23 protein-coding genes are annotated in these 20,462 nt (G+C 60.8%); 9 read left to right on the top strand and 14 right to left on the bottom strand.

Annotated features, from left to right (window positions below):
• Positions 1 to 2: 2 nt before the first annotated feature.
• The 3 genes from NOM06_RS06970 to hemC are packed head-to-tail and all read right to left on the bottom strand — an operon-like array spanning position 3 to position 2,709.
• Positions 3 to 1,052, bottom strand: a complete 1,050-nt coding sequence (locus NOM06_RS06970; protein ID WP_255910638.1) for a uroporphyrinogen-III C-methyltransferase — start codon at positions 1,050 to 1,052, stop codon at positions 3 to 5.
• Positions 1,049 to 1,783, bottom strand: coding sequence for a uroporphyrinogen-III synthase (locus tag NOM06_RS06965; protein ID WP_255910626.1), 735 nt, complete (start codon positions 1,781 to 1,783; stop codon positions 1,049 to 1,051). Before NOM06_RS06965 ends, NOM06_RS06970 begins: the two co-directional genes overlap by 4 nt.
• Positions 1,780 to 2,709, bottom strand: a complete 930-nt coding sequence (gene hemC, locus NOM06_RS06960) for a hydroxymethylbilane synthase (protein WP_255910798.1) — start codon at positions 2,707 to 2,709, stop codon at positions 1,780 to 1,782. Before hemC ends, NOM06_RS06965 begins: the two co-directional genes overlap by 4 nt.
• A 323-nt stretch (positions 2,710 to 3,032) precedes the next feature.
• Here hemC and NOM06_RS06955 point away from each other — a divergent pair, with 323 nt between their 5' ends.
• Entirely contained in the window at positions 3,033 to 5,552 is a 2,520-nt protein-coding gene (locus tag NOM06_RS06955; protein ID WP_255910624.1) for a class I adenylate cyclase, read from the top strand.
• Positions 5,553 to 5,616: 64 nt separating this feature from the next.
• Here NOM06_RS06955 and NOM06_RS06950 read toward each other — a convergent pair whose 3' ends face one another.
• The gene (locus tag NOM06_RS06950; protein WP_255910615.1) at positions 5,617 to 6,270 is read right to left on the bottom strand and encodes an alpha/beta hydrolase; all 654 of its coding nucleotides are present in this window, start codon (positions 6,268 to 6,270) and stop codon (positions 5,617 to 5,619) included.
• A complete protein-coding gene (gene cyaY, locus NOM06_RS06945; protein WP_069554181.1) occupies positions 6,267 to 6,581 on the bottom strand; it encodes an iron donor protein CyaY in 315 nt (104 codons plus the stop codon). The genes NOM06_RS06950 and cyaY overlap by 4 nt, the downstream gene beginning before the upstream one ends.
• A 73-nt stretch (positions 6,582 to 6,654) precedes the next feature.
• On the opposite strand from cyaY, the gene NOM06_RS06940 reads away from it, so the two are divergent.
• The 6 genes from NOM06_RS06940 (at position 6,655) to NOM06_RS06915 (ending at position 11,692) form a co-directional block, all read left to right on the top strand.
• Complete coding sequence (locus tag NOM06_RS06940) at positions 6,655 to 6,831, top strand: lipoprotein (protein ID WP_019444858.1); 177 nt, start codon at positions 6,655 to 6,657, stop codon at positions 6,829 to 6,831.
• Positions 6,832 to 6,863: 32 nt separating this feature from the next.
• Positions 6,864 to 8,114, top strand: coding sequence for a diaminopimelate decarboxylase (gene lysA / locus NOM06_RS06935; RefSeq protein WP_088868282.1), 1,251 nt, complete (start codon positions 6,864 to 6,866; stop codon positions 8,112 to 8,114).
• Between the two features lie 262 nt (positions 8,115 to 8,376).
• Positions 8,377 to 9,207: a diaminopimelate epimerase gene (gene dapF / locus NOM06_RS06930; protein WP_005336371.1), complete on the top strand. Its 831-nt coding sequence runs from the start codon at positions 8,377 to 8,379 to the stop codon at positions 9,205 to 9,207.
• 91 nt (positions 9,208 to 9,298) lie between these two features.
• On the top strand, positions 9,299 to 9,979 hold the full coding sequence (locus NOM06_RS06925) for a DUF484 family protein (RefSeq protein WP_255910613.1): 681 nt from the start codon (positions 9,299 to 9,301) through the stop codon (positions 9,977 to 9,979).
• Positions 9,972 to 10,949: a tyrosine recombinase XerC gene (gene xerC, locus NOM06_RS06920; RefSeq protein WP_111899803.1), complete on the top strand. Its 978-nt coding sequence runs from the start codon at positions 9,972 to 9,974 to the stop codon at positions 10,947 to 10,949. The genes NOM06_RS06925 and xerC overlap by 8 nt, the downstream gene beginning before the upstream one ends.
• A gap of 32 nt (positions 10,950 to 10,981) precedes the next feature.
• Positions 10,982 to 11,692: an HAD-IA family hydrolase gene (locus NOM06_RS06915; protein WP_255910611.1), complete on the top strand. Its 711-nt coding sequence runs from the start codon at positions 10,982 to 10,984 to the stop codon at positions 11,690 to 11,692.
• A 76-nt stretch (positions 11,693 to 11,768) separates the two neighbouring features.
• On the opposite strand, the gene NOM06_RS06910 is transcribed toward NOM06_RS06915, so the two are convergent.
• Complete coding sequence (locus NOM06_RS06910; protein ID WP_255910605.1) at positions 11,769 to 12,167, bottom strand: STY0301 family protein; 399 nt, start codon at positions 12,165 to 12,167, stop codon at positions 11,769 to 11,771.
• 45 nt (positions 12,168 to 12,212) lie between these two features.
• Positions 12,213 to 13,739 carry a cyclic nucleotide-binding domain-containing protein gene (locus NOM06_RS06905; protein ID WP_043821866.1) on the bottom strand — a complete coding sequence of 509 codons (1,527 nt, stop codon included), beginning with the start codon at positions 13,737 to 13,739 and terminating at the stop codon, positions 12,213 to 12,215.
• A gap of 145 nt (positions 13,740 to 13,884) precedes the next feature.
• Here NOM06_RS06905 and NOM06_RS06900 point away from each other — a divergent pair, with 145 nt between their 5' ends.
• Positions 13,885 to 14,268, top strand: a complete 384-nt coding sequence (locus NOM06_RS06900) for a hypothetical protein (RefSeq protein WP_040069030.1) — start codon at positions 13,885 to 13,887, stop codon at positions 14,266 to 14,268.
• 12 nt (positions 14,269 to 14,280) lie between these two features.
• On the opposite strand, the gene NOM06_RS06895 is transcribed toward NOM06_RS06900, so the two are convergent.
• Positions 14,281 to 15,063 (bottom strand): gamma-glutamyl-gamma-aminobutyrate hydrolase family protein, encoded by a 783-nt coding sequence (locus tag NOM06_RS06895; RefSeq protein ID WP_255910604.1) that lies wholly within the window; start codon positions 15,061 to 15,063, stop codon positions 14,281 to 14,283.
• A gap of 395 nt (positions 15,064 to 15,458) precedes the next feature.
• Positions 15,459 to 15,983, bottom strand: coding sequence for a ribosome biogenesis factor YjgA (yjgA, locus tag NOM06_RS06890; RefSeq protein WP_005336359.1), 525 nt, complete (start codon positions 15,981 to 15,983; stop codon positions 15,459 to 15,461).
• Positions 15,984 to 16,096: 113 nt separating this feature from the next.
• Here yjgA and pmbA point away from each other — a divergent pair, with 113 nt between their 5' ends.
• On the top strand, positions 16,097 to 17,440 hold the full coding sequence (gene pmbA / locus NOM06_RS06885; protein ID WP_040068810.1) for a metalloprotease PmbA: 1,344 nt from the start codon (positions 16,097 to 16,099) through the stop codon (positions 17,438 to 17,440).
• Between the two features lie 85 nt (positions 17,441 to 17,525).
• Here the strand turns inward: pmbA and murA are convergent, their stop codons facing one another.
• The 5 genes from murA to mlaD are packed head-to-tail and all read right to left on the bottom strand — an operon-like array spanning position 17,526 to position 20,459.
• Positions 17,526 to 18,782 (bottom strand): UDP-N-acetylglucosamine 1-carboxyvinyltransferase, encoded by a 1,257-nt coding sequence (murA, locus tag NOM06_RS06880; RefSeq protein ID WP_005336355.1) that lies wholly within the window; start codon positions 18,780 to 18,782, stop codon positions 17,526 to 17,528.
• Positions 18,783 to 18,800: 18 nt separating this feature from the next.
• Positions 18,801 to 19,058 (bottom strand): BolA family iron metabolism protein IbaG, encoded by a 258-nt coding sequence (gene ibaG, locus NOM06_RS06875; protein ID WP_005306001.1) that lies wholly within the window; start codon positions 19,056 to 19,058, stop codon positions 18,801 to 18,803.
• The gene (locus tag NOM06_RS06870) at positions 19,058 to 19,330 is read right to left on the bottom strand and encodes a lipid asymmetry maintenance protein MlaB (protein WP_100652493.1); all 273 of its coding nucleotides are present in this window, start codon (positions 19,328 to 19,330) and stop codon (positions 19,058 to 19,060) included. The genes ibaG and NOM06_RS06870 overlap by 1 nt, the downstream gene beginning before the upstream one ends.
• Positions 19,327 to 19,959: a phospholipid-binding protein MlaC gene (locus tag NOM06_RS06865; RefSeq protein WP_005336350.1), complete on the bottom strand. Its 633-nt coding sequence runs from the start codon at positions 19,957 to 19,959 to the stop codon at positions 19,327 to 19,329. Before NOM06_RS06865 ends, NOM06_RS06870 begins: the two co-directional genes overlap by 4 nt.
• A gap of 2 nt (positions 19,960 to 19,961) precedes the next feature.
• Positions 19,962 to 20,459, bottom strand: a complete 498-nt coding sequence (gene mlaD, locus NOM06_RS06860; protein ID WP_005336348.1) for an outer membrane lipid asymmetry maintenance protein MlaD — start codon at positions 20,457 to 20,459, stop codon at positions 19,962 to 19,964.
• Positions 20,460 to 20,462 lie beyond the last annotated feature (3 nt).

The following is a 20,462-nucleotide window of genomic DNA, read 5'->3' as shown; positions in this document are numbered from 1 at the left end:
CCTCAGCTGCTGGCCAGAATGCGTTGCAGGCGTTCGGTCAGCACCTGCTCCAGCATGGCCTGGGTCTTGAACTGGGCCGGATAGTCGATCTGGATCTGCTCACCCTTGAGCTTGTCGATCTCGCCCTGCATGTAGCGGGTGGCGCTGTTGTCGGTGTCGAAATATTGGGTCAGCCAGCGCTGGGCCTTGTCCAGGCTGTCTTCGTAGAGCGCCTGCTGCTCGCGATAGACGGAGAGCTGGGCCTGCAACAGCTTGGTTTTGAGGTTTTCACGCAGGAAGATCTCCTGCTGCGGCGAGAGCAGCGCCTCGACCGCGCCATCGCGGCGACGGATGGTGACGAAGTTCTCGGTGAACTTGACCCAATTTTTCTTCAGGTTGCTCTCCCACTCGTCGGGATTGGCGCTGACCGCCTGATCCGGCTCGGCCTTGGCTTCCGGCATGCTGACGGTGGAGAGGGGCAGCAGCTCGATCTGGTCGGACAGCGCAGCCAGCTTGAGGGTCAGCCCCTCGCGGTCGATGCGCGGCATCCCCTTGAGCTTGGCGATATCCTCGGCCAGCGCCTTGCGGATCGGCATCAGGCTGGGGTCGTTGAGGGCGGCGATGCGCTCGTCGGCATTGCCGAGCAGGGTGATGGCGGAGACGAGGTCATGTTCCAGCCACAGTTTGCGGCCCGCCATCCGTACCAGATATTCGGATTCGGCCAGCATCCAGTCGTTGGGGCGCTTGTCATTCAGGTCTAGTACCCGGTTCTGCAGACCCTGCATCTCCCCTTGCAGCCGCTGCTGGGTTTGCTCCAGTGCGGCCAGCTGCTCGGCATCCTTGCTGCTGGTCTGGTCGATCTTGCTCAGGGCGCTCGCCAGCTGCTGCTTGAGCTGGGCCAGTTCGGCCTGCTGGGCCACAGCGTTCTTGTGACCGTGCAGATAGAGACCGCCGGTCAGGCCAAGGGCCAGCAGGATGGCGACCCCTCCCAGTACGGCACCGGAGCGGCTCTTGCTGCCATTGACCGCAGCGGTCGGCTGGGGTTTGACCTGGGATTCTTGTTGTTCTGTCATTCCATCTTCCTCAGTTCCAGTGCGGCCGTCAGGGCCTGGTTGGATGCACCTTGGGCAATCGTGATATGGATAAAGCCCGCTGTACTGGCCATCTCGGCCACGCGCGGGCTGGGGACCACCAGCAGGCGGTCAAAAAGCCAGGGCTGCTGGCTGGTGGGAACCAGCTCCAGCAGGCGTTGCAACAGTTCACCACTGGTAATGAGCAGGCTGTCCAGCCCCGCTGCCTGCCAGTGGTGGGTCAATCTGTCCCCGTCTAGCTCGGGGTAGTGGCGCTCATAGGCCGCACAATAGTGCACCAGAGCACCGCGTGAGGCCAGCGTGCTGGCGATGAGATCCCGCCCGCCATTGCCGCGCAGGATCAGTACCCGTTTGCCAGCTACCTGCTGCAGGGCGGGCAGGGCCAGCAGCCCTTCGCTGCGCGGGTCATCCGGGCAACTTGCCGTGATGCCTATGGCTGCAAACGCATCTGCGCTGGCCTGACCCACCGCAAAGTACTCAATATGTGGCCAGGTCTGACCAGTTTGCAACAGAAAAGCGTGTGCAAAATGAACGGCATGGATGCTGACGGCGATCACCACGTCGGCACTGCGCAACAGGTCGGGCAGGAGAGGGAGTTCGCTGCCCGCCACGGTTTCCAGCAGCGGGCAGCAGAGTGGTGCATGGCCGTGCTGGCGCAGCAACTGCACCAGCTCGGCGGCCTGGGCGGCCGGACGCACCACCAGCGGGGTCATGTGCGGTAGACCTCGGCCAGGATCTCGTCGGCACCGGCGGCCAGCAGGCGCTGGGCCAACTGCTCGCCGAGGGCCTCACCATCGGCCAGCGGACCGCGGATCTCGTCGCGGATTACTTGGGTGCCGTCCGGGCTACCCACCAGACCGCGCAGCCAGATCTGCTCGCCTTCGACCAGTGCGTAAGCACCGATGGGGACCTGACATCCCCCTTGCAGGGCGCGGTTCATGGCGCGCTCGGTCAGCACCCGGGCGCGGGTCTCGGCGTGCTCCAGCGGCGCCAGCAGGGCGTGCAGCTCGTGATCGTCGAGGCGGCATTCGATGCCGACCGCACCCTGGCCGTTGGCAGGCAGACTCTGCTCCGGCTCGATAAAGGCGGTGATGCGGTGCGCCATCTCCAGTCGTTTCAGACCGGCGGCAGCGAGGAGGATGGCGTCGTACTCACCCGCATCCAGCTTGGCGAGGCGAGTGTTGACGTTGCCACGCAGGTCGCGGATCACCAGATCCGGGCGGGCGGCGCGCAGCTGGCACTGGCGACGCAGGCTGGAGGTGCCGACCACGGCCCCTTGCGGCAGTTCGGCAATGGCCTTGAAACGATTGGAGACGAAGGCGTCGCGGGGATCTTCCCGCTCGCAGATGGTGTGCAGACCGAGCCCCTCGGGGAACTCCACCGGCACGTCTTTCATGGAGTGAACGGCGATATCGGCCCGTCCTTCCAGCATGGCGGTCTCCAGCTCCTTGACGAACAACCCCTTGCCACCGACCTTGGCCAGCGGGGTATCGAGGATCTTGTCACCCTGAGTGCTCATGGGCACCAGTTCGACCTGCAACTGCGGGTGCAGGGCTTCGAGCCGGTCTTTGACAAAGTTGGCCTGCCACAGGGCCAGCGGGCTCTTGCGAGTGGCAATTTTCAGGGTTCGGGCTGCCATATCAATCAGTTGTTTCATTTTTAGAAGGAAATCGATATTACCACCCTTTGCCCGGGCTTTCATGGCGGAGCCGGCAAAAGCGGGGTCGAGCTCAAAAATGCATGCTGAAAATGATTTTCATTAAGCAAGCGCAGTTGATTAATTCATTGAATATATTGGAATTTAATGATTTCCCCTGATACTTGATGTGGTCATACCAGAAATAATCTGGTGTTTAGCTGAAGGCTTGTTTACCACCGCTGTTTGCATTGTTAACATGATCACACTTTTTTGACGTATCCCCCTTTTGGTGCGTCATTTTCACTTAGGTGATAGGCAGGGCATTGCAGGAACACATCGATACGCTGGTTGCGCGTTATGACGACATTACCCGTCTCAAGACGCAACGGGCGTTAGGCCTCATGAGTCGCTATGGGCAGCAGGTATTCCAACTGCTGCCTGTCATGCTGCACTTCAATCATCCCCTGCTGCCCGGTTATGTCTCCGGTGATGTCCCTCATGGTATCTGGAGCTTCAGCGCCACTGCCGAGCAGCAAGCCTTTATCGATGACCTCTGTCGCAACGCCAACTGCCAGAGCGGTCTTGCCACCCATGATCGGGCCATTCAGGGGCTCTACTCCATGGGCAGCACCTCCTCCATCGGCCAATGCTGTCACTCCGATCTCGATATCTGGGTCTGCCACGTGGCCGGTTTGTCGCAGGAGCGGCTCGATCTGCTGGAGCTGAAGTGCCAGCAACTCTCCAAGTGGGCCGAACAGCGCGGAGTCGATCTCAACTTCTTCCTGATCCCGGAAGACAAGTTCCGCCAGACCAACGATGCCCAGATGCAGGGGGAGAGCTGCGGCAGTGCCCAGCACCTGCTGCTGCTCGACGAGTTCTACCGCAGTGCCATGCGTATCGCGGGCAAACGCTTGATCTGGTATCTGGTGCCCACCGAATGTGATGATCACTACGATGCGTATGTGAACGAGCTGTTCGAGAGCGGCAAGCTCAAGCAGGACGACTGGCTCGATCTCGGCAGTTTTGACCGTATTCCGGCCGAAGAGTATTTCGGCTCCGCCCTGTGGCAGCTCTACAAGGGGATCGACTCCCCCTACAAGGCGGTGCTCAAGTCGGTGCTGATGGAGGCCTACTCCCACGAGTATCCCAATACCCGCCTGCTGTCGATGATTGGTCGCGACTGGTTCCAGCACAACGAGGGGATGCACTACCGGCTCGACAACTACTGTCTGATGCTGGACAAGGTGACCAACTACCTCAAGTCCATCGGCGACATGGCGCGGCTCGATCTGGTGCGCCGCTGCTTCTACCTCAAGGTGTGCGACGGTCTCAGCCATCCCAAGGATGATCACTCCCCCGAATGGCGTCGCGAGCAGATGAGCCAGCTGGTCTCCTACTGGGGCTGGAGTCAGGACAAGCTCTATCAGCTCGATCATCGCCACGAGTGGAAGATCGAAGAGGTGAAGATCGCTCATGCCGAGCTGCTGGAAGCCCTGATGCAGAGCTACCGCAACCTGATCCAGTTCGCTCGCCGCAACAACATCAGCGAGTCGATCAACCCGGAAGATATCGGCATTCTGTCGCGCAAACTCTACGCCGCGTTCGAGAGCCTGCCGGGCAAGGTGCAGCGCATCAACCTCAAGATCGCGCCGGATCTGAGCGAGCCGGATCTCAGCTTCGTGCAGGTGCCCCACGGTCGCCTCAATCGCGCCGGCTGGTATCTCTACAAACATTCGCTGGAGCCGGTGGACATCATTGGCCGCGCGCCGCTGGAGTTCAACGGCTACATCAGCAAGCTGGTCTCCTGGGCCTACTTCAACGATCTGCTGACCCCCCAGTCGCGGGTGCACCTGTTCAATCAGGGCTCGGATCTGCACATCGACAATCTGCACCAGTTCTGCCGCGATCTATCCGGTTGCTTCCCCGAGAAGTACCCGCTGGCCACCAACCTGGCCCTCAGCCGGCCGTGCGAGATCCGCCAGCTCTCCATCTTCCTCAATCTGGAGATGGACCCGACCAGCCATTGGGTCGGTCAGGTGATCGAATTTGACGCCAACACCGTGGATGTCTTCTCGTTCGGCCGCAATCAGGAGTGTCTGGTGGGATCTGTGGATCTGGTCTACCGCAACTCCTGGAGCGAGATCCGTACCCTGCACTTCCAGGGGGATGAAGCCGTGGTCGATGCCCTCACCACCATCCTCGGCAAGATGCATCAGGATGCCGCCGCCCCCGAGATGATCGAGGTGTTCTGCTACAGCCAGCACTTCCGCTCTCTGGTGCGCTCCCGCTTCCAGACCCTGGTGGCGGAGTGTATCGACCTGCGCCTTGCCCGCGACAAGCAGCAGCTGGTCAAGACCATGGCCCTTGGCCGCGAGAAGTACGGCATCTTCTTCGAGCGGCGCGGGGTGTCGGTGAAGAAGCTGGAAAACGCCATCGATTTTTACCGCCACATCTCCCACAACAAGCTGGATCACCTGCCGCTGCGGCTCGACAAGACCCACAGCCAGCATCTGCCGAGCATCGTCGATGCCTACGCCAGCGAAGGGTTGGTGCAGTTTTTCTTCGATACCCGTGATGCGGGCACCAATATCTACATCCTCGATGAGGCGAACCGGGTGGAGATCTACCAGCACTTTGCCGGCAACAAGGATGAGCTGGTGTCGGGGGTCAACCGCTTCTACACCTCCAATCACGAGCGGTTCAGCGATGATGGTCAGTTCATCAACTTCAACCTGCCTCAGTACTACGAGATAGTACAGGTGAATGGCGAGCTGGATGTGATCCCCTATCGCAGTCAGGGCACTCTGCGTGAACAGGTGCCGCCCACTCGGGAAGTGGGCTGACCCGTCAGTTGGAATCGCCATAAAAAACGGCCTGCAGATGCAGGCCGTTTGCTTTTGCGGTTGTTCAGGCGCCGAGACGAGCCAGCAGCCAGCTGCGAATGTCGCCGAGCTGCGGACGGCAGATCTCGTGGCGCATCGGGTACTCGTGCCACTCGGGGGCGAGTCCGGCGCTTTCCAGCCGGTTCTTGGCATCCCAACCGAGCGACAGGCTCACCACATCGTCGTAGATGCCGTGCATGTAGCAGATGGGCAGGGCGCGAGCAGCCTCGCTCATCTCGCCGAGCAATTTGTCGGGGGCGGCCAGATAGGTGGACATGCAGAGCAGGCCAGCCAGCGTTGCCTGATAGCGCAGCGCGGTGAAGGAGGCAATCACCCCGCCCTGAGAGAAACCTGCCAGCACGATATGCTCGGGGGCAAACCCGTCGGCCACCAGCTGATCGAGCAATGCGGCAATCTGGTCGGCCGAGTCACGGACATGGGACTCCACGGCCCGCTCGGCGGGATCCTCGAAGCTCTTGATGTCGTACCAGCCGCGCATCTTGTAGCCCATGTTGATGGTGATGGGGCGCTCGGGGGCATCCGGCAGCAGGTGACGCACTGGCAAGTCGGCGGGCAGATCCAGCGCATCCAGCAGCGGGGCGAGACCGGCGCCGGAATCACCCAGCCCGTGCAGCCAGATCACCGCGTGACGGGCGCCCTGCGGGTGCAGGTCAATCATGGGAACACCACCTCTTCGCCCGCCTGGGCGGTGCAGGATTGGCTCAGCAGCGCCTTGAGCTCGTGGCCGAAGCGGTTGTCGATCCAGGTGTCACCCTGCAGTTCGAAGTGGAAGCCGTTCTCGCGGGTGGCGACCCAAATCTGGTGCAGTGGCTCCTGCTTGTTGATGATGACCTTGGTCTTGTTCTCGAAAGAGAGGGTCAATACGCCGCCGTTGCGTTCGCAGTCGATATCCGGATACCCCTCGTCGAGCGTGTCTTCCACATATTGGAAAAAGGCGTCGGTCAGGGCGTGATACTCGTGATCCTTCATCGGTTTATCCTGTTGCTTTTAACAATGTGAGTGCGATTATAGAGGGCCAAAAATTTTTTCGCAGCGAACCATTATGATCACTCAGTTCACCAAGTGTCTGCTTGCCACTCTTCTGTCCCTCGGGTTGGCCGCGTGCGGTCTGAAGGGGCCGCTCTATATGCCGCCCCCCGAGCAGCCACAGAGCCAGAGTACACCGCAAGCAGCACCGCCTGCGACCACTGAGGCTGCCACCGAGGCCGCGCCGCACTAATGCCGCACCCATTCTAGGAAGGAACCGCCCCCTTGGATCACTTTAACTACGACGCCGACGGCCAGCTTCAGGCCGAGCAAACCTCGCTGCAACAGCTTGCCGAGCAGTACGGTACCCCGCTTTACGTCTACTCCCGTGCGACCCTAGAGCGCCACTGGCACGCCTTCGACAAGGCCGCTGGCGATATTCCCCATCTGATCTGCTATGCGGTGAAGGCCAACTCCAACCTGGCGCTGCTCAACCTGCTGGCCCGACTGGGCTCGGGGTTTGACATCGTCTCCGGTGGCGAACTGTCGCGGGTACTGGCGGCGGGCGGTGATCCGGCCAAGGTGGTCTTCTCCGGGGTCGCCAAGAGTGAAGCGGAGATGCGCCTCGCGCTGGATAAAGAGATCCTCTGCTTCAATCTGGAGTCGGAAGCAGAGCTGGAGCGCCTCAATCGGGTGGCGGGCAGCATGGGCAAGAAGGCTCGCGTCTCGGTGCGGGTCAATCCGGATATCGATGCCGGTACTCACCCCTATATTTCCACTGGCCTCAAACAGAACAAGTTCGGCATCCCCATCGAGCTGGCGCCAGCCATCTATCGCAAGGCGGCCGCGATGGCGAACATCGAGATCGTCGGGGTGGATTGCCATATCGGCTCGCAACTCACTGAATTGAATCCCTTTATGGAAGCGGCTGACAAGTTGCTGCGGCTGATCGATGGTCTGGCGGCGGAAGGCATTCATATCCATCATCTGGACGTGGGGGGTGGCCTTGGGGTCAACTATGGTTCCGAGCAGCCACCCCATCCGACCGAGTATGCCGAAGCGCTCAAGCAGAAGCTGGCGGGCCGGGATCTGACCCTGCTGTTCGAGCCGGGCCGCGCCATCGTCGCCAATGCCGGCGTGCTGCTGACCCGGGTTGAGTATCTGAAACCGGGCGAGACCCGCAACTTCGCGCTGATCGATGCCGGCATGAACGACATGCTGCGCCCCTCGCTATACGGCGCCTGGATGAACATCATCGAGGTGGATAGCCGTGCCGGCCATGCTCCCGCGATCTATGACGTGGTGGGCCCGGTGTGCGAGACCGGCGACTTCCTCGGCAAGGAGCGCACCCTGGCGATTGCCGAGGGTTCCCTACTGGCAGTGCGTTCGGCCGGAGCCTACGGCTTTACCATGTCATCCAACTACAACACCCGTCCGCGCGCAGCCGAAGTGCTGGTGGATGGTGCCGAAGCACACCTGATCCGCGAGCGTGAGCAGTTGGCCGATCTCTGGCGCGGTGAGCACCTGCTGCCCTGATGCAGTAGATAGAGATGACAGAATTTTACAGCCCTGACAGCACAGGAGTGCGCGATGTGTACAGATTGTTCCAGGATGCATGGGGCTGTGGCCAATGACTTCATAGTGGTTGATGGTGAGTATTTACAGCCCTAACAGCACAGGAATGCACGATGTGGATAGATTGTTCCAGGATGCATGGGGCTTTGGACAACGACTTCATGGCGCTTGGCGACCCTTGGTTCGGTGAATTTTTACAGCCCTAACAGCACAGGAATGCACGATGTTGATAGATTTTTCCAAGATGCATGGCTTGGGCAACGACTTCATGGTGGTGGATGGCGTCACCCAGAAGGTATTTTTCAGCAATGACGTCATCAAGAAGCTGGCAGATCGCCACTTCGGGATCGGCTTTGACCAGCTGCTGCTGGTGGAGCCGCCCTATGACCCTGAACTCGACTTTCACTATCGCATTTTCAATGCCGATGGCAGCGAGGTGGAGCAGTGTGGCAACGGTGCCCGCTGTTTTGCCCGTTTCGTGCGTCTCAAGGGGCTGATCAACCGGGATCGCATCGCGGTCAGCACAGCCCGGGGTCGCATCGTGTTGCAGCTGGAGGGGGAGAACCAGGTCACGGTCAACATGGGTGTTCCCCAGTTTGAGCCGGGCAAGATCCCGTTCCGGGCCCAGAAGGCAGAGAAAACCTATCTGTTGCGGGCGCAGGAGCATACCGTGATGTGTGGCGTGGTCTCCATGGGCAATCCCCACTGCGTCATCGAGGTGCCTTCGGTCGCCGATGCGCCGGTCGAGACGCTCGGTGCCATCATGGAGCGCCACGAGCGTTTCCCTGAGCGGGTCAACGTCGGTTTCATGGAGATGGTCAACGCCACCGAGATCAAGCTGCGGGTGTTCGAGCGGGGCTGTGGCGAGACCCTGGCCTGCGGCACCGGTGCCTGTGCTGCGGCGGTGATTGGCATCAGTCAGGGCAAGCTCAAGGAGCGGGTCACCGTCAGTCTGCCGGGCGGCAAGCTGACCATCGCCTGGAAGGGGCCGGGCCAGCCGGTCTATATGACAGGTCCCGCCGAGCATGTGTTTGACGGCCAGATAGAGGTTTAGCCGATAAAGGTTCAGGTACGGGGGGCGTTGGCCCCCTTTGCCCATGATGTCGGGGCAGCGAGCCCCATTTCTCTGATGGATCAACCAATTTATGAGCGAACTCAAACGGCAGGAGCAATCGGTGGATGAAGCCACTGTGCTGGAGTACCTGGCCCGTTATCCCGAGTTTTTCCAACGCCATGCCGCCGTGCTGGACCGGATCCGCATTCCCCATGAACGCAAAGGGTCGGTCTCGCTGGTCGAGCGCCAGCTGGAGCGTCAGCGCGAGCGGATCGAACAGCTGGAGCAGGAGATCACCGAATTGATGGGGATCGCCAGCGAGAACGAGCGGATCTTCCGGGTCTATGCCGATCTCTACGGCGAGCTGTACGGTTGCCAGACCCTGTTCGAGGTGAGTGCCGTGATGGGCAAGGCTTTTGTCCAGCGGCTGCGCCTGACCGGGCTGCGGCTCTGGCTCAATCCCAAGAAGTTTGCCCTGAGCGGGCCAGAGCAGCGTTTTCTGGCACAGGGCAAGCAGCTCGAATCCCTGCTGGGTCAGCGTCTGCCGGGGCAGGATTACTACTTTGGCCGCCTGAGCCAGAGCGAGAAGCAAGCGCTGTTTGGCCACGATGTGCTGGTCAACTCGGTGGCCCTGATGCGGCTCGGCGAGCTCGGTGTGCTGGCCTTCGCCAGCTCGGATCCCGGCCACTTTACTCCCCACAACGACACCCTGCTGCTGGGCCAACTGGGGCGCCTGCTGCAACTGCGTCTGCCCGAGTTGATTCATGGCTAGAACACCGGCCAGGGCGCCCGCCAAAGCTCCCGTCGTCGCACCGCCACTGCCTGCGGAACTGGCGGACGAGCTGGCGGCCTTTATCGAATACCTGAGGGTCGAGCGTCAGCTCAGCCCTCATACCCGCAATAACTATCAAGCCCATCTGGAGGCGATGACCGCCGAGCTGGTGGCCCTGGGGCTCACTGACTGGGGTCGGCTCGAGGCGAGTCAGGTGCGCACTCTGGTGACCCGGATGCACAAGGGGGGCCTTGCTCCTCGCTCTCTTTCCACCAAGGTCTCTGCCCTGCGCAGCTTTTGCGACTGGCAGGTGCGGCAGGGGCGGCTGACAGCCAATCCGGCCCGTGGCATCGTCACCCCCAAACAGGGGCGGCCGCTGCCGAAAAACCTCGATGTGGACGAGATGCACCAGCTGCTCAACATCACCGACGAGCAGGATCCGCTGGCGGTGCGGGATCGCGCCATCATGGAGCTGATGTACTCTTCAGGGCTGCGTCTGGCCGAGCTGGTGGGGATCAATCTGGTGGATCTGAAGCTCGACGACCGCCAGCTCAAGGTGACCGGCAAGGGCTCGCGGGAGCGGGTGCTGCCCATCGGCCGGATGGCGGTCGAGTGGTTGCAGAAGTGGCTCAAGGTGCGCCCGCTGCTGGCTGGGGACGAGAGCGAGGCGCTGTTTGTCTCCAGCCGCAAGCAGCGGCTGTCGGCGCGCTCGGTGCAGGCCCGCCTCGATGGCTGGGGCAACAAGCAGGCGCTCAACGCCCATGTCCATCCCCACAAGCTGCGCCACAGCTTCGCCACCCATATGCTGGAGTCCTCCGGCGATCTGCGGGCGGTACAGGAGCTGCTGGGACATGCCGACCTCTCCACCACCCAGATCTATACCCACCTCGACTTCCAGCATCTGGCCAAGGTTTACGACAGCGCCCACCCCAGGGCCAAGCGTGACCCGGATGCGCAGGACGATGAATAACGGGCCCTGAGCCCCGTTGCAGAGGAGAGTCCATGCACTTCTATCGCCGCTGGCAGCCGGTTGCTGCCATCTCGTTTGACCTCGATGACACCCTCTATGACAACGGCCCCGCCATCGTACGGGCCGAGCAGTGGATGCTGAGCCATCTGCGCAGCGAATATCTGGCTACCGCCATGCTCGACAAGCCGCGCTGGCTGGAGTTAAAACGCGCCGTGTTGCTGGCCAGGCCCGAGCTGCGCCACGATGTCAGCCTGGCGCGCCAGCAGACCATCCACGCCGCCATGGTCGAGGGGGGGATGGCTGACCAGCAGGCCAGCCGCGAGGCGGAGCAGGTCTTTGCTGCGTTTCTGGCAGAGCGCTCGAAGATCGAGGTGAGCGAGTCCACTCATCAGCTGCTGGTCAGACTGGCCGAACGCTATCCGCTGGTGGTCATCACCAACGGCAATCTGGATCTGGCTCAGGCAGGGCTGGATCACTACTTCACGCTGGTCTGCAAGGCGGGGGTGGGTGCCAGGATGAAACCGGCACCGGATATGTTTGAGCAGACCCGCAGCGCCCTCAAGCTGCCAGCGGGGCGGATCTTACATGTCGGGGATCATCCCGAGACCGATGTGCTGGGTGCCCGCTTGCACGGCTTTCGCGCCGCCTGGCTCAACGAGCGGCAGCAACCGTGGCAACAGCTGCAACTGTTGCCGGACGTGGAGCTGACAGCACTGGAGGAGCTGGCCGAGCTGCTGCTCTGATGGCGCTGGCGGGTGGCCCGGCTCAGGCGGTAATGGCTGTCAGCGAATAGCGATGTATGGCAAGGGGTCACGACCGCTATTTGCGGCAAATCAGCCCGAGCAGGGTGTAGCGATCGCGCTGGTTGATGCGGCAGTAACTGATGCCGACTGGCAGCGCGTGCTGCAGGGTGATGGCGCTGTTCTGATAGCGGCAGACCAGATAGAGCGGGCGCAGGCTGCTATCGAGCTGGCTCCAGTAGTGGATTTCGTCGCTGTCGCCATTATCCGGTTTGAGTTGGGCCAGCTCGGCAGGATCTCCGTCGAACAGGGCCAGATTATCGAGCCGGTGGCTGAGGGTTTCGTCTTGTTTGCCATCGTCATTGCGGGTAAACGCCTGCCAGCCCTGCTGCGGGGTCAGCAGCTGCTGGCGAGTCTCGATGGTGGCGGGACAATCAAATTGCAGGCTGGCGGCAAGGGCCAGGGTGGTCAGTAACATGGCTGCGGTTCTCTCTTCACGTCCTCAATACGATGCCATGCTACGTCATCTTCCGCCGAACAGCTTCATCAGCTTATCAAGCAGATCAAGCTGTTGTGGTGGCTGTTTCATGGCTTCCGCTTCACGCTCCAGCAGTGCCTGCTGCTCCTGCTGGCGGTCGCTCAGCACCCGGTAGAGGGGCTCGACCAGCGCCTCACGCTGCATCACCAGTTCCTGAAACATTGCCTGATTGATGCGATAGGTTTCGACGGTGGCCACCGCCCGTACCGTGAAGGAGCTGGGCTCGCCGGTGAGCAGGCTCAGTTCGCCAAAAAAGTCTCCTGCGTTGAGCGTACCAAGCTTCAGCTCTCGCCCCTCGACATTGACCACCATCTCGGCTTCCCCTTTGACCAGCACGAACAGCCAGCTGGAGACATCTCCCTGCTCCAGCATGATGTCGCCGCTGACGAAGGGGGCGAACTTCACCTGATCGGCCAGCTGAAGCAGCTCGTTCTCCTGCAACATGGCAAACAGCGGCAGCTTGCGCAGGGTATCGGTTCGTTCGGCGGTGTGGCGCTTGTGGCGGGCATCCAGATGCTGCTTCTCCTTGGCCATAAAGACGTTGAAGATCGGCGGGGTGAGGCGGCGATCGTTGCGGCGCAGGGCGGCATCGATCAGGCTGCGCACCATGGAGTCGGTCGGATCGTCGCGAGCCAGATCGGTCAGCCAGTAGCGCACCGCATAGCGGGCAATCCCTCCTTCGACGTTCATCAGCAGACAGTCCGGTTGCGGGTGCTTGGCGACGCAGGGCAGTTTGGTCTCTCGCAGGGATTTCTCGATCAGCGCGATGATCTGGGTCGGCAGGGTATCCAGGGTCAGATCGAACCAGACCCAGCGCCGCCACTGCAAGGGTTCGCCACGGCGGCGCCCGAGCACGGTGAAGCGCTGTTTGAGCAGGTGGCTGTTGGGGATGACGACTGTCTCCCAGTTGCGGGTCTCGATGGTGGTGGCACGCCAGTTGATCTCCACCACCCGGCCCTGGGTGGTATCCACTTGCAGCCAGTCACCGATGGCGATGGAGTTGTCGAGCTGAATGGAGACCCCGGCCAGCAGGTTGCCAAGGGTGTCCTGCATGGCGAAGGCGATGACCGCGGTGATCACCGCCGAGGTGGTGACTATCTCCCCGAGCGCCATGCCGGAGGCGTAGAGGCGAAACAGACCCCAGCCGATATAGCCGATGGTGATGACGATATCGGCGATGATCCGCGGGATCCGCACATGGCAGAGGGGGAGCAGGAATTCGAACAGCAGGATCCCCCATATCTTGACCAGTATCAGGCCAGCCAGCAGGGTGGAGATCTCGATCAGCAATTGATGGGGCAGCGGCAGTTTGAACCAGCCCCCTTCCAGCTGGATCAGCAGGATCACAACCGCGCTAATCATCACGAAACTGAGCTCGGAGAGCAGCTCCCGTCGCTGTCCCGGACGGCGCCAGAAGTGGATCAGCATCAGGGAGAGGGTGAGCAGGGTCCAGAACGGGTGTTCGCCAATCCAGATCAGCGTCGGTAGTGCGGTGAGGTTTTCGCCAGCCATAGCAGCACCTTATTGTGGTTTTATTTCCAGCATAGCTGCTGCTGCGCGGGGAAATGGTGCGTTGGGGCGGCAATTTATTTATCCTGTGCAGAACCGGGCAAAGGAGTGCGATTGAGTGAAATTTTCAAAGAAAATCATCTGTTTGATGGCCCTGTTGCCATTGGCTGGCTGCGATCTGCTGGCCGAGAAGTATCGGGTCGAATTCCGGGATGGCTCCTGGCGTGAAATAGCCATTACCCCCTTCTCCAGCGAGGCACGCTGGCGTGAGGGGTGTGCCACCGGCGAGGTGTTGAGTGACATGAAGGTGCCCATCAAGCGGGGTGACACGGTTAATGGCCGCGAGCAGCTGCTGATCGGCGGCGAGAAGTTCGAGCTGGATGACAACAACCTCTACCGCAGCAACGGCATGGTGTTTGGCCATTCGCCTGACCATATCCAGCGCGGGCTCAAGGGGATGGATATCTGCCGCACCTTGCGCCCCGAGCGGGGCGGACTGCCCAAGCTCAAGGCGCGCGGGTTTGGCGACTGAATCGATGAGGGGTTAACTCGCAGCCATCAATGCACTGCGTTGGCGGCAGGCATCGCCAAAGGCTTGAAAGATCTTGATGGAGTGGGGGTTTTCATTGGCTTTCCACTCCGGATGCCACTGCACGGCCAGCAAAAAGGGTGACAGTGCGGGAGCATGAAGTGCTTCGATCAGCCCATCTTCGGCGTGGGCCAACGGCTCCAGACCCTTCCCCAACCGGTTGATGCCCTGCCCATGCAGGGAGTTGACCGGAATCTGTTCTTCCCCCATCAGTTCGGCAAACCAGCTGCCGGGCAGCAGTTTGATCTGATGGCTCGGCCCATACTGCTCGTCGACCGGATCGTCGGCATCCTCCCGGTGATCGTCATAACCCGGCTCGTTATAGACCTTCTGATGGATATCTCCCCCCAGCGCCACGTTGATCTCCTGCATTCCGCGGCAGATACCGAGGATCGGCAAGCCACGGGCGAGCGCCCCCTTGATGAGGGGCAGATCGAACAGGTCGCGATCCCTGTCTTGCTGTTTTTCTGGCGTGAGGTTCTCCTGACCGTAGAGGGCCGGATCGATGTTGGAACCGGCACCGCTCAGATAGATCCCATCGGCGAGATCCAGATACTGCTCCAGATCGGCGGTGCCGCAGCAGGTGGGTACCAGCAGCGGGACGCAGCCGCTTATCTCCACCAGCGGCATGATGTATTTGTGGGTCATCACCTGATAGGGGTGGCCGTTGCGGGGCTGGGCACCCATGGTCATCAGTACGACAGGTTTACGGGGAGCGGGAGGCAGGGGATTTGGCATAGGGCACCTTGATTATCCTTGGCGTTGAAGTCTCATCCTGCGCCTTGGGCAGGCCCTTGCAAACCGGCAGGGCAAGGGCATGCCTCAAGGCATGGTCATGGGATCCCGCGTCGGGCCGGGTGGCAGAATCGTTGGTCAGCCTGGGCAGCGACGGCATGGATCCTCTCTTCAGTCTGCCAAGGCCGTTCAATATGTCAAACAAAATGATGCCAAGTTGTTAACAGATTTGTCTTGAACTGCTCTTAAGCGGCGATTTAACGGGGCTATTGAGATGAGCCGTTATGGCTGGGGTAGTAAAATGGTGGATATATTAAACGCGCAGGGCTGGCGGGGATGTTGAGAGGAAAAGGCATCAATAGAAACACGCCTCCCCGAGGGGAGGCGTGTTTCGGGGATCACAGCAGGTCTTCGATCTCGCCGCGCAGATACTGGTACATCTCGCGGTAGGCGACCGGCGGCTTGTTCAGCTCCCGCTCCTTGTTGGCGGAACGGATCAGCTGGCGCAGTTTCTGGCGATCCAGCTCGTGAAACTGGGACATCAGCTCGTTGAGGGCGCTGTCACCTTCGGTGATCAGGCGCTCGCGCCACTGCTCCAGCCGATGCAGGCGTGCATTCACGGTGGAGTGACGGTTCTTGATGATGGAGAGCGCTTCGGCAATCGGCTCGATATCGCGGCTGCGCATCAGGCGGCCGATGAACTGCAGATGGCGACGGAAGGACTCATCCTTCTTCGGCTTGAGTTTGCGACCCAGCTCGACAGCTTCTGCAAGCTCTTCATCCAACGGGATTTTTTCCAGCTCGCTGTGGCTGAGGGAGACGATCTCTTCCCCCATTTTCTGCAATGCTTCGGCATCGCGCTTGAGCTGGCTCTTGCTGGGGCCCCAGTCTTCGAACTCGTTGTCGTCTTGATATTGACTCATCGGTCTCTTGATTCCTGTCATTCACGTTTGGCGGATATGTTACCAGCTTCTCCCGCTGGGCGCAGGGGTCTGATATGCTTACCCCCTTTCCTTCTTTCATACAGATGTGAGTTATGGATCAGCAAGACCAAATCCGCCAGGATCAAGCCCATCTCGAGGCCGTGGTTGCCGAAGCCCTGGAGATAGCCAAAGGACTGGGCGCCTCGCTGGCCGAAGTCTCCATCAGCAAGCAGACCGGGTTGTCGGTGAACACCCGGGGTTGTGAACTGGAAAGCATTGAATTCAATAAAGATGGCGCCCTCGGCATCGCCGTCTATCGCGATGGTTGCAAGGGATCTTCCTCGACCACCGATCTGAGCAAACCCGCCATTCGTGCCGCCGTTGAAGCGGCCATCGAGATTGCCCGCCACACCTCGGCGGATGATTGCGCCGGTCTGGCGGACGCCGAGCTGCTGGCCTGGGATGCCCCCGATCTACAACTGTGCCACCAAATCGAACTGGATCCCCAGCGCGGGATCGAACTGGCCATCGAGTGCGAGCGACTCGCTCTGGGCCGCGATGCCCGCATCAAACACTCCGACGGTGCCGGTTTCTCCAGCCATCTTGGCATCAAGGTCTATGGCAACAGCCATGGCTTCGTCAAAGGCTACGCGGCGTCGCGCAACTCTCTGAGCTGTGTGCTGATCGGCGAGCAGGATGGCGACATGCAGCGTGATTACGGCTACTCCTCCAGCCGTACCCTCGATGGACTCTGGAGCCCGCAGCGCATTGCCGACGAAGCCGTTGAGCGTACCGTCTCCCGTCTCGGCGCCCGCAAGATCTCTACCCGCCATGCCCCTGTGCTGTTCCACCCGGACACTGCCTCCGGCCTGTGGGGCCATCTGGTGATGGCCATCAGCGGCGGCAACCTCTATCGCAAGTCGAGCTTCCTGCTCGACAAGTTGGGCAAGCAGATCCTGCCCGAGTGGCTCACTATTCAGGAGTTCCCCCACCTGCTGGGCGGGCTCGCCAGTACCCCGTTCGATGGGGAAGGGGTGCGTACCCGTGACATGGATATCATCCGTAACGGCGAGCTGATGAGTTGGCTGCTGACTTCCTACTCTGCGCGCAAGCTGGGGCTGACCACCACGGGGCACGCCGGTGGCATCCACAACTGGCAGGTCTCCAATACCGGCCAGGATTTTCAGGGCATGCTGAAAGAGATGGGCACCGGTCTGCTGGTGACCGAGTTGATGGGGCAGGGGGTCAATATCGTCAATGGTGACTACTCCCGCGGCGCTGCCGGTTTCTGGGTCGAGAATGGCGAGATAGCCTATCCGGTCGAGGAGATCACCATCGCCGGCAATCTGGCCGAGATGTTCAGCCATATCGTGGCGGTGGGCCGTGACGAGGATGAACGATCCAGTCTCAAGACCGGCTCGGTGCTGGTAGAGAATATGAAGCTGGCGGGTCACTGATCCCGGTTTCAACAGAACCGAAACCATGAAAAAGGCCCCCTCGCCAACGCGAGGGGGCCTTTTTATCGGCCTGCGATCAGGGTTATCAGCCCTTGATGCGCTCGATGCGGCCACCCAGACCCTGCAGCTTCTGCTCGATGTCTTCGTAGCCACGGTCGATGTGATAGATACGGTCGACGATAGTGGAGCCTTCGGCGACGAAGCCGGCCAGCACCAGACTGGCGGAGGCGCGCAGATCGGTCGCCATTACCTGGGCACCCTTGAGTTGCTCGGTGTCACGGCAGATGGCCACGTTGCCCTGCAGTTCGATGTCTGCGCCCATCCGTACCAGTTCGGGAACGTGCATGAAGCGGTTCTCGAAGATGGTCTCGGTGACCATGCCGGTACCTTTGGCGACGGCGTTCAGCACGGTGAACTGTGCCTGCATGTCGGTCGGGAAGGCCGGGTAGGGGGCAGTCTTGATGGTGACCGGCTTGAGGGTGCGGCCAGTCATGTCGAGGGTGATCCAGTCTTCACCCTTCTCAATCAGGGCGCCAGCCTCTTCCAGCTTGACCAGTACCGCTTCCAGCAGGGTCGGGTCGGTCTTGCGGCAGGTGATCTTGCCGCCGGTGACCGCTGCGCCCACCAGGAAGGTTCCGGTTTCGATGCGGTCAGGCTGCACGCTGTAGTTGCCGCCGTGCAGACGCTCGACACCGTCGATGGTCAGGGTGTCGGTGCCCGCACCCTGAATCTTGGCACCCAGGGTATTGAGGAAGTTGGCCAGATCGACTACTTCCGGCTCGCGCGCGGCGTTTTCGATCACGGTGCGGCCATCAGCCAGGGTGGCGGCCATCATCAGGTTTTCGGTACCGGTCACGGAGACCATATCCATCAGGATGTGAGCGCCTTTCAGGCGGCCATCGACACGGGCCTTGATGTAACCATCTTCGATGGTGATCTTGGCACCCATCAGCTCCAGGCCGTGGACGTGCAGGTTGACCGGACGGGCACCGATGGCGCAGCCGCCGGGCAGGGAGACGTCAGCCGCGCCGAAACGGGCAGCCAGCGGGCCCAGCGCCAGAATGGAGGCGCGCATGGTCTTCACCAGCTCGTAGGGGGCGACGTGGTTGTTCACCGCACCGGTCAGCACGGTGACGTTGCCGTTGACCTTGGTGGTCGCGCCCAGCATCTCCAGCAGCTTGATGGTGGTACCCACATCTTTCAGGCGCGGCACGTTGGAGAGGTGTACCTCTTCATCACAGAGAAGGGTCGCGAACAGGATCGGCAGCGCGGCGTTTTTGGCGCCGGAGATGGTCACTTCGCCGTTGAGAGTACAACGACCATCGATTTTGAATTTGTCCATTTTTACTTCGTTACCAAATCAGGAGGGCAATAGGAATTTACGTTCGCGTTTCCACTCGGCGTCGGTGAACGCTTTGATGGAGAGGGCGTGAATGGCGTTGCTGGCGATCTTGTCCATCAGCGGGGCATAGATGGCCTGCTGCTTCTTGACCCGACTCATGCCGTCAAACATGTCACCGACGGCGATCACTTGGTAGTGACTACCGTCCCCTTTGACATGGACTTCGGACAATGGCAGAGCCTCAAGGAGTATCGCTTCAATTTCAGAGACTTGCATTATGCGTCCTCAGTTGTGAGCGGGGTTGACTGAAACAGCCCGGCCACCCCGTAGAGGTTGGCCAGGGTATAGAAATCACTGGAGGCGCCCACCAGTTGCGGTGTGGCGCCTCGCGCTAATACGGCTTTGGCCCATTTGACCAGCAGGGCCAGTCCGGCGGAGTCGAGGGTGGTGACGCCGCCGAGCTCGAGCCGGTCGTCCTGCCACCATTCGGCGCGGCGTTGCCACAGGTCATTGACCTGTGGCGCCTGCAGCTCACCGCTGAGGGTCATGGTTTGAGTACCAGCGGTTTGGCGTTGTGCTCGCGCAACTGGGCGATCACCGCATCGATGCCATTCTGGCGAATGAGGCCGCCGAGCTCGCTCTGCTTGGCGGAGAGTAGGCTGATCCCCTCGGCCACCATGTCGAAGGCTTTCCATTCGCCGGTCTTGTTGTTCTTGCGCAGTTTGAACTCGAGGAAGATGTCCGGCTTGCCGGCCTCTTTCACGCTGACGTTGACGGCGGTGATGTTGCCGCTGGGGGCTTTGCCCGGCTCGACCTTGACGGTCTGCTTGTCAAAATGGGCCAGCGCATCGGCGTAGGAGCTCACCATGTACTCGGTGAACACCTCGACGAAGGCATTGCGCTGCGCTTCGGTAGTCTCTTTAATCTGGTTGCCAAGCACCTTGTAGGCGGCGAAGCGGTTGTCCACATAGGGCAGCAGCTCTTCGCGGATGATCACCCGCAGGTGATCCGGATTGCTTTTCACCTGGGCCTGATCGGCTTTCAGGCGGGCAAAGGTCTGCTTGGCAGCCTGATCCACCAGCGCATTGGGGTCGGTGGCATCGACTGCGGCTTGGGCAGACAGGGAAAAGAGCATGCTGGTCATCAGACCCAGCAGCAGGGCGATTTTCTTGAACATGGTTACTCCTTCTTGCTGTCTGATTTGCTGTCGGAGGATTGGCTGTAGAGGAACTTGCCAATCAGATCTTCCAGCACGATGGCGGATTTGGTGTCTTCAATCAGGTCGCCATCCTTGAGCATCTCGGTGCCCATCTCCTCATCGCTGAAACCGGGGGCCAGACCGATATACTGCTCGCCGAGCAGACCGGAGGTGAGGATGGAGAGGGAGCTGGTATCGGCAAACTCGCCAGCGCTCTTTTGCATCATCAGGGTGACTTCGGGCACCTGGGTTTTCGGGTCCAGTACGATGTCGCTGACCCGACCAACTACCACGCCGCCAACCTTGACCGGCGACCGGACTTTCAGGCCGCCGATATTATCGAAATGCGCGCGCAGGGTATAGGTTTCTCCTTCCGGTTTGAAGCTCAAACCGGCCACTTGTAGGGCCAGTGCCAGAATGGCACCGATGCCAGCCAGCATGAAGGTGCCGACCAGGAATTCTACTTTGCTGAACTTCATCTT

It is taken from the genome of Aeromonas sp. JL9 (assembly GCF_024436075.1).
GTDB classification, from domain to species: Bacteria; Pseudomonadota; Gammaproteobacteria; order Enterobacterales; family Aeromonadaceae; genus Aeromonas; species Aeromonas veronii.
Note: the sequence above shows the minus strand (reverse complement) of the source record. Positions and strands in the feature narration are given on the sequence as shown.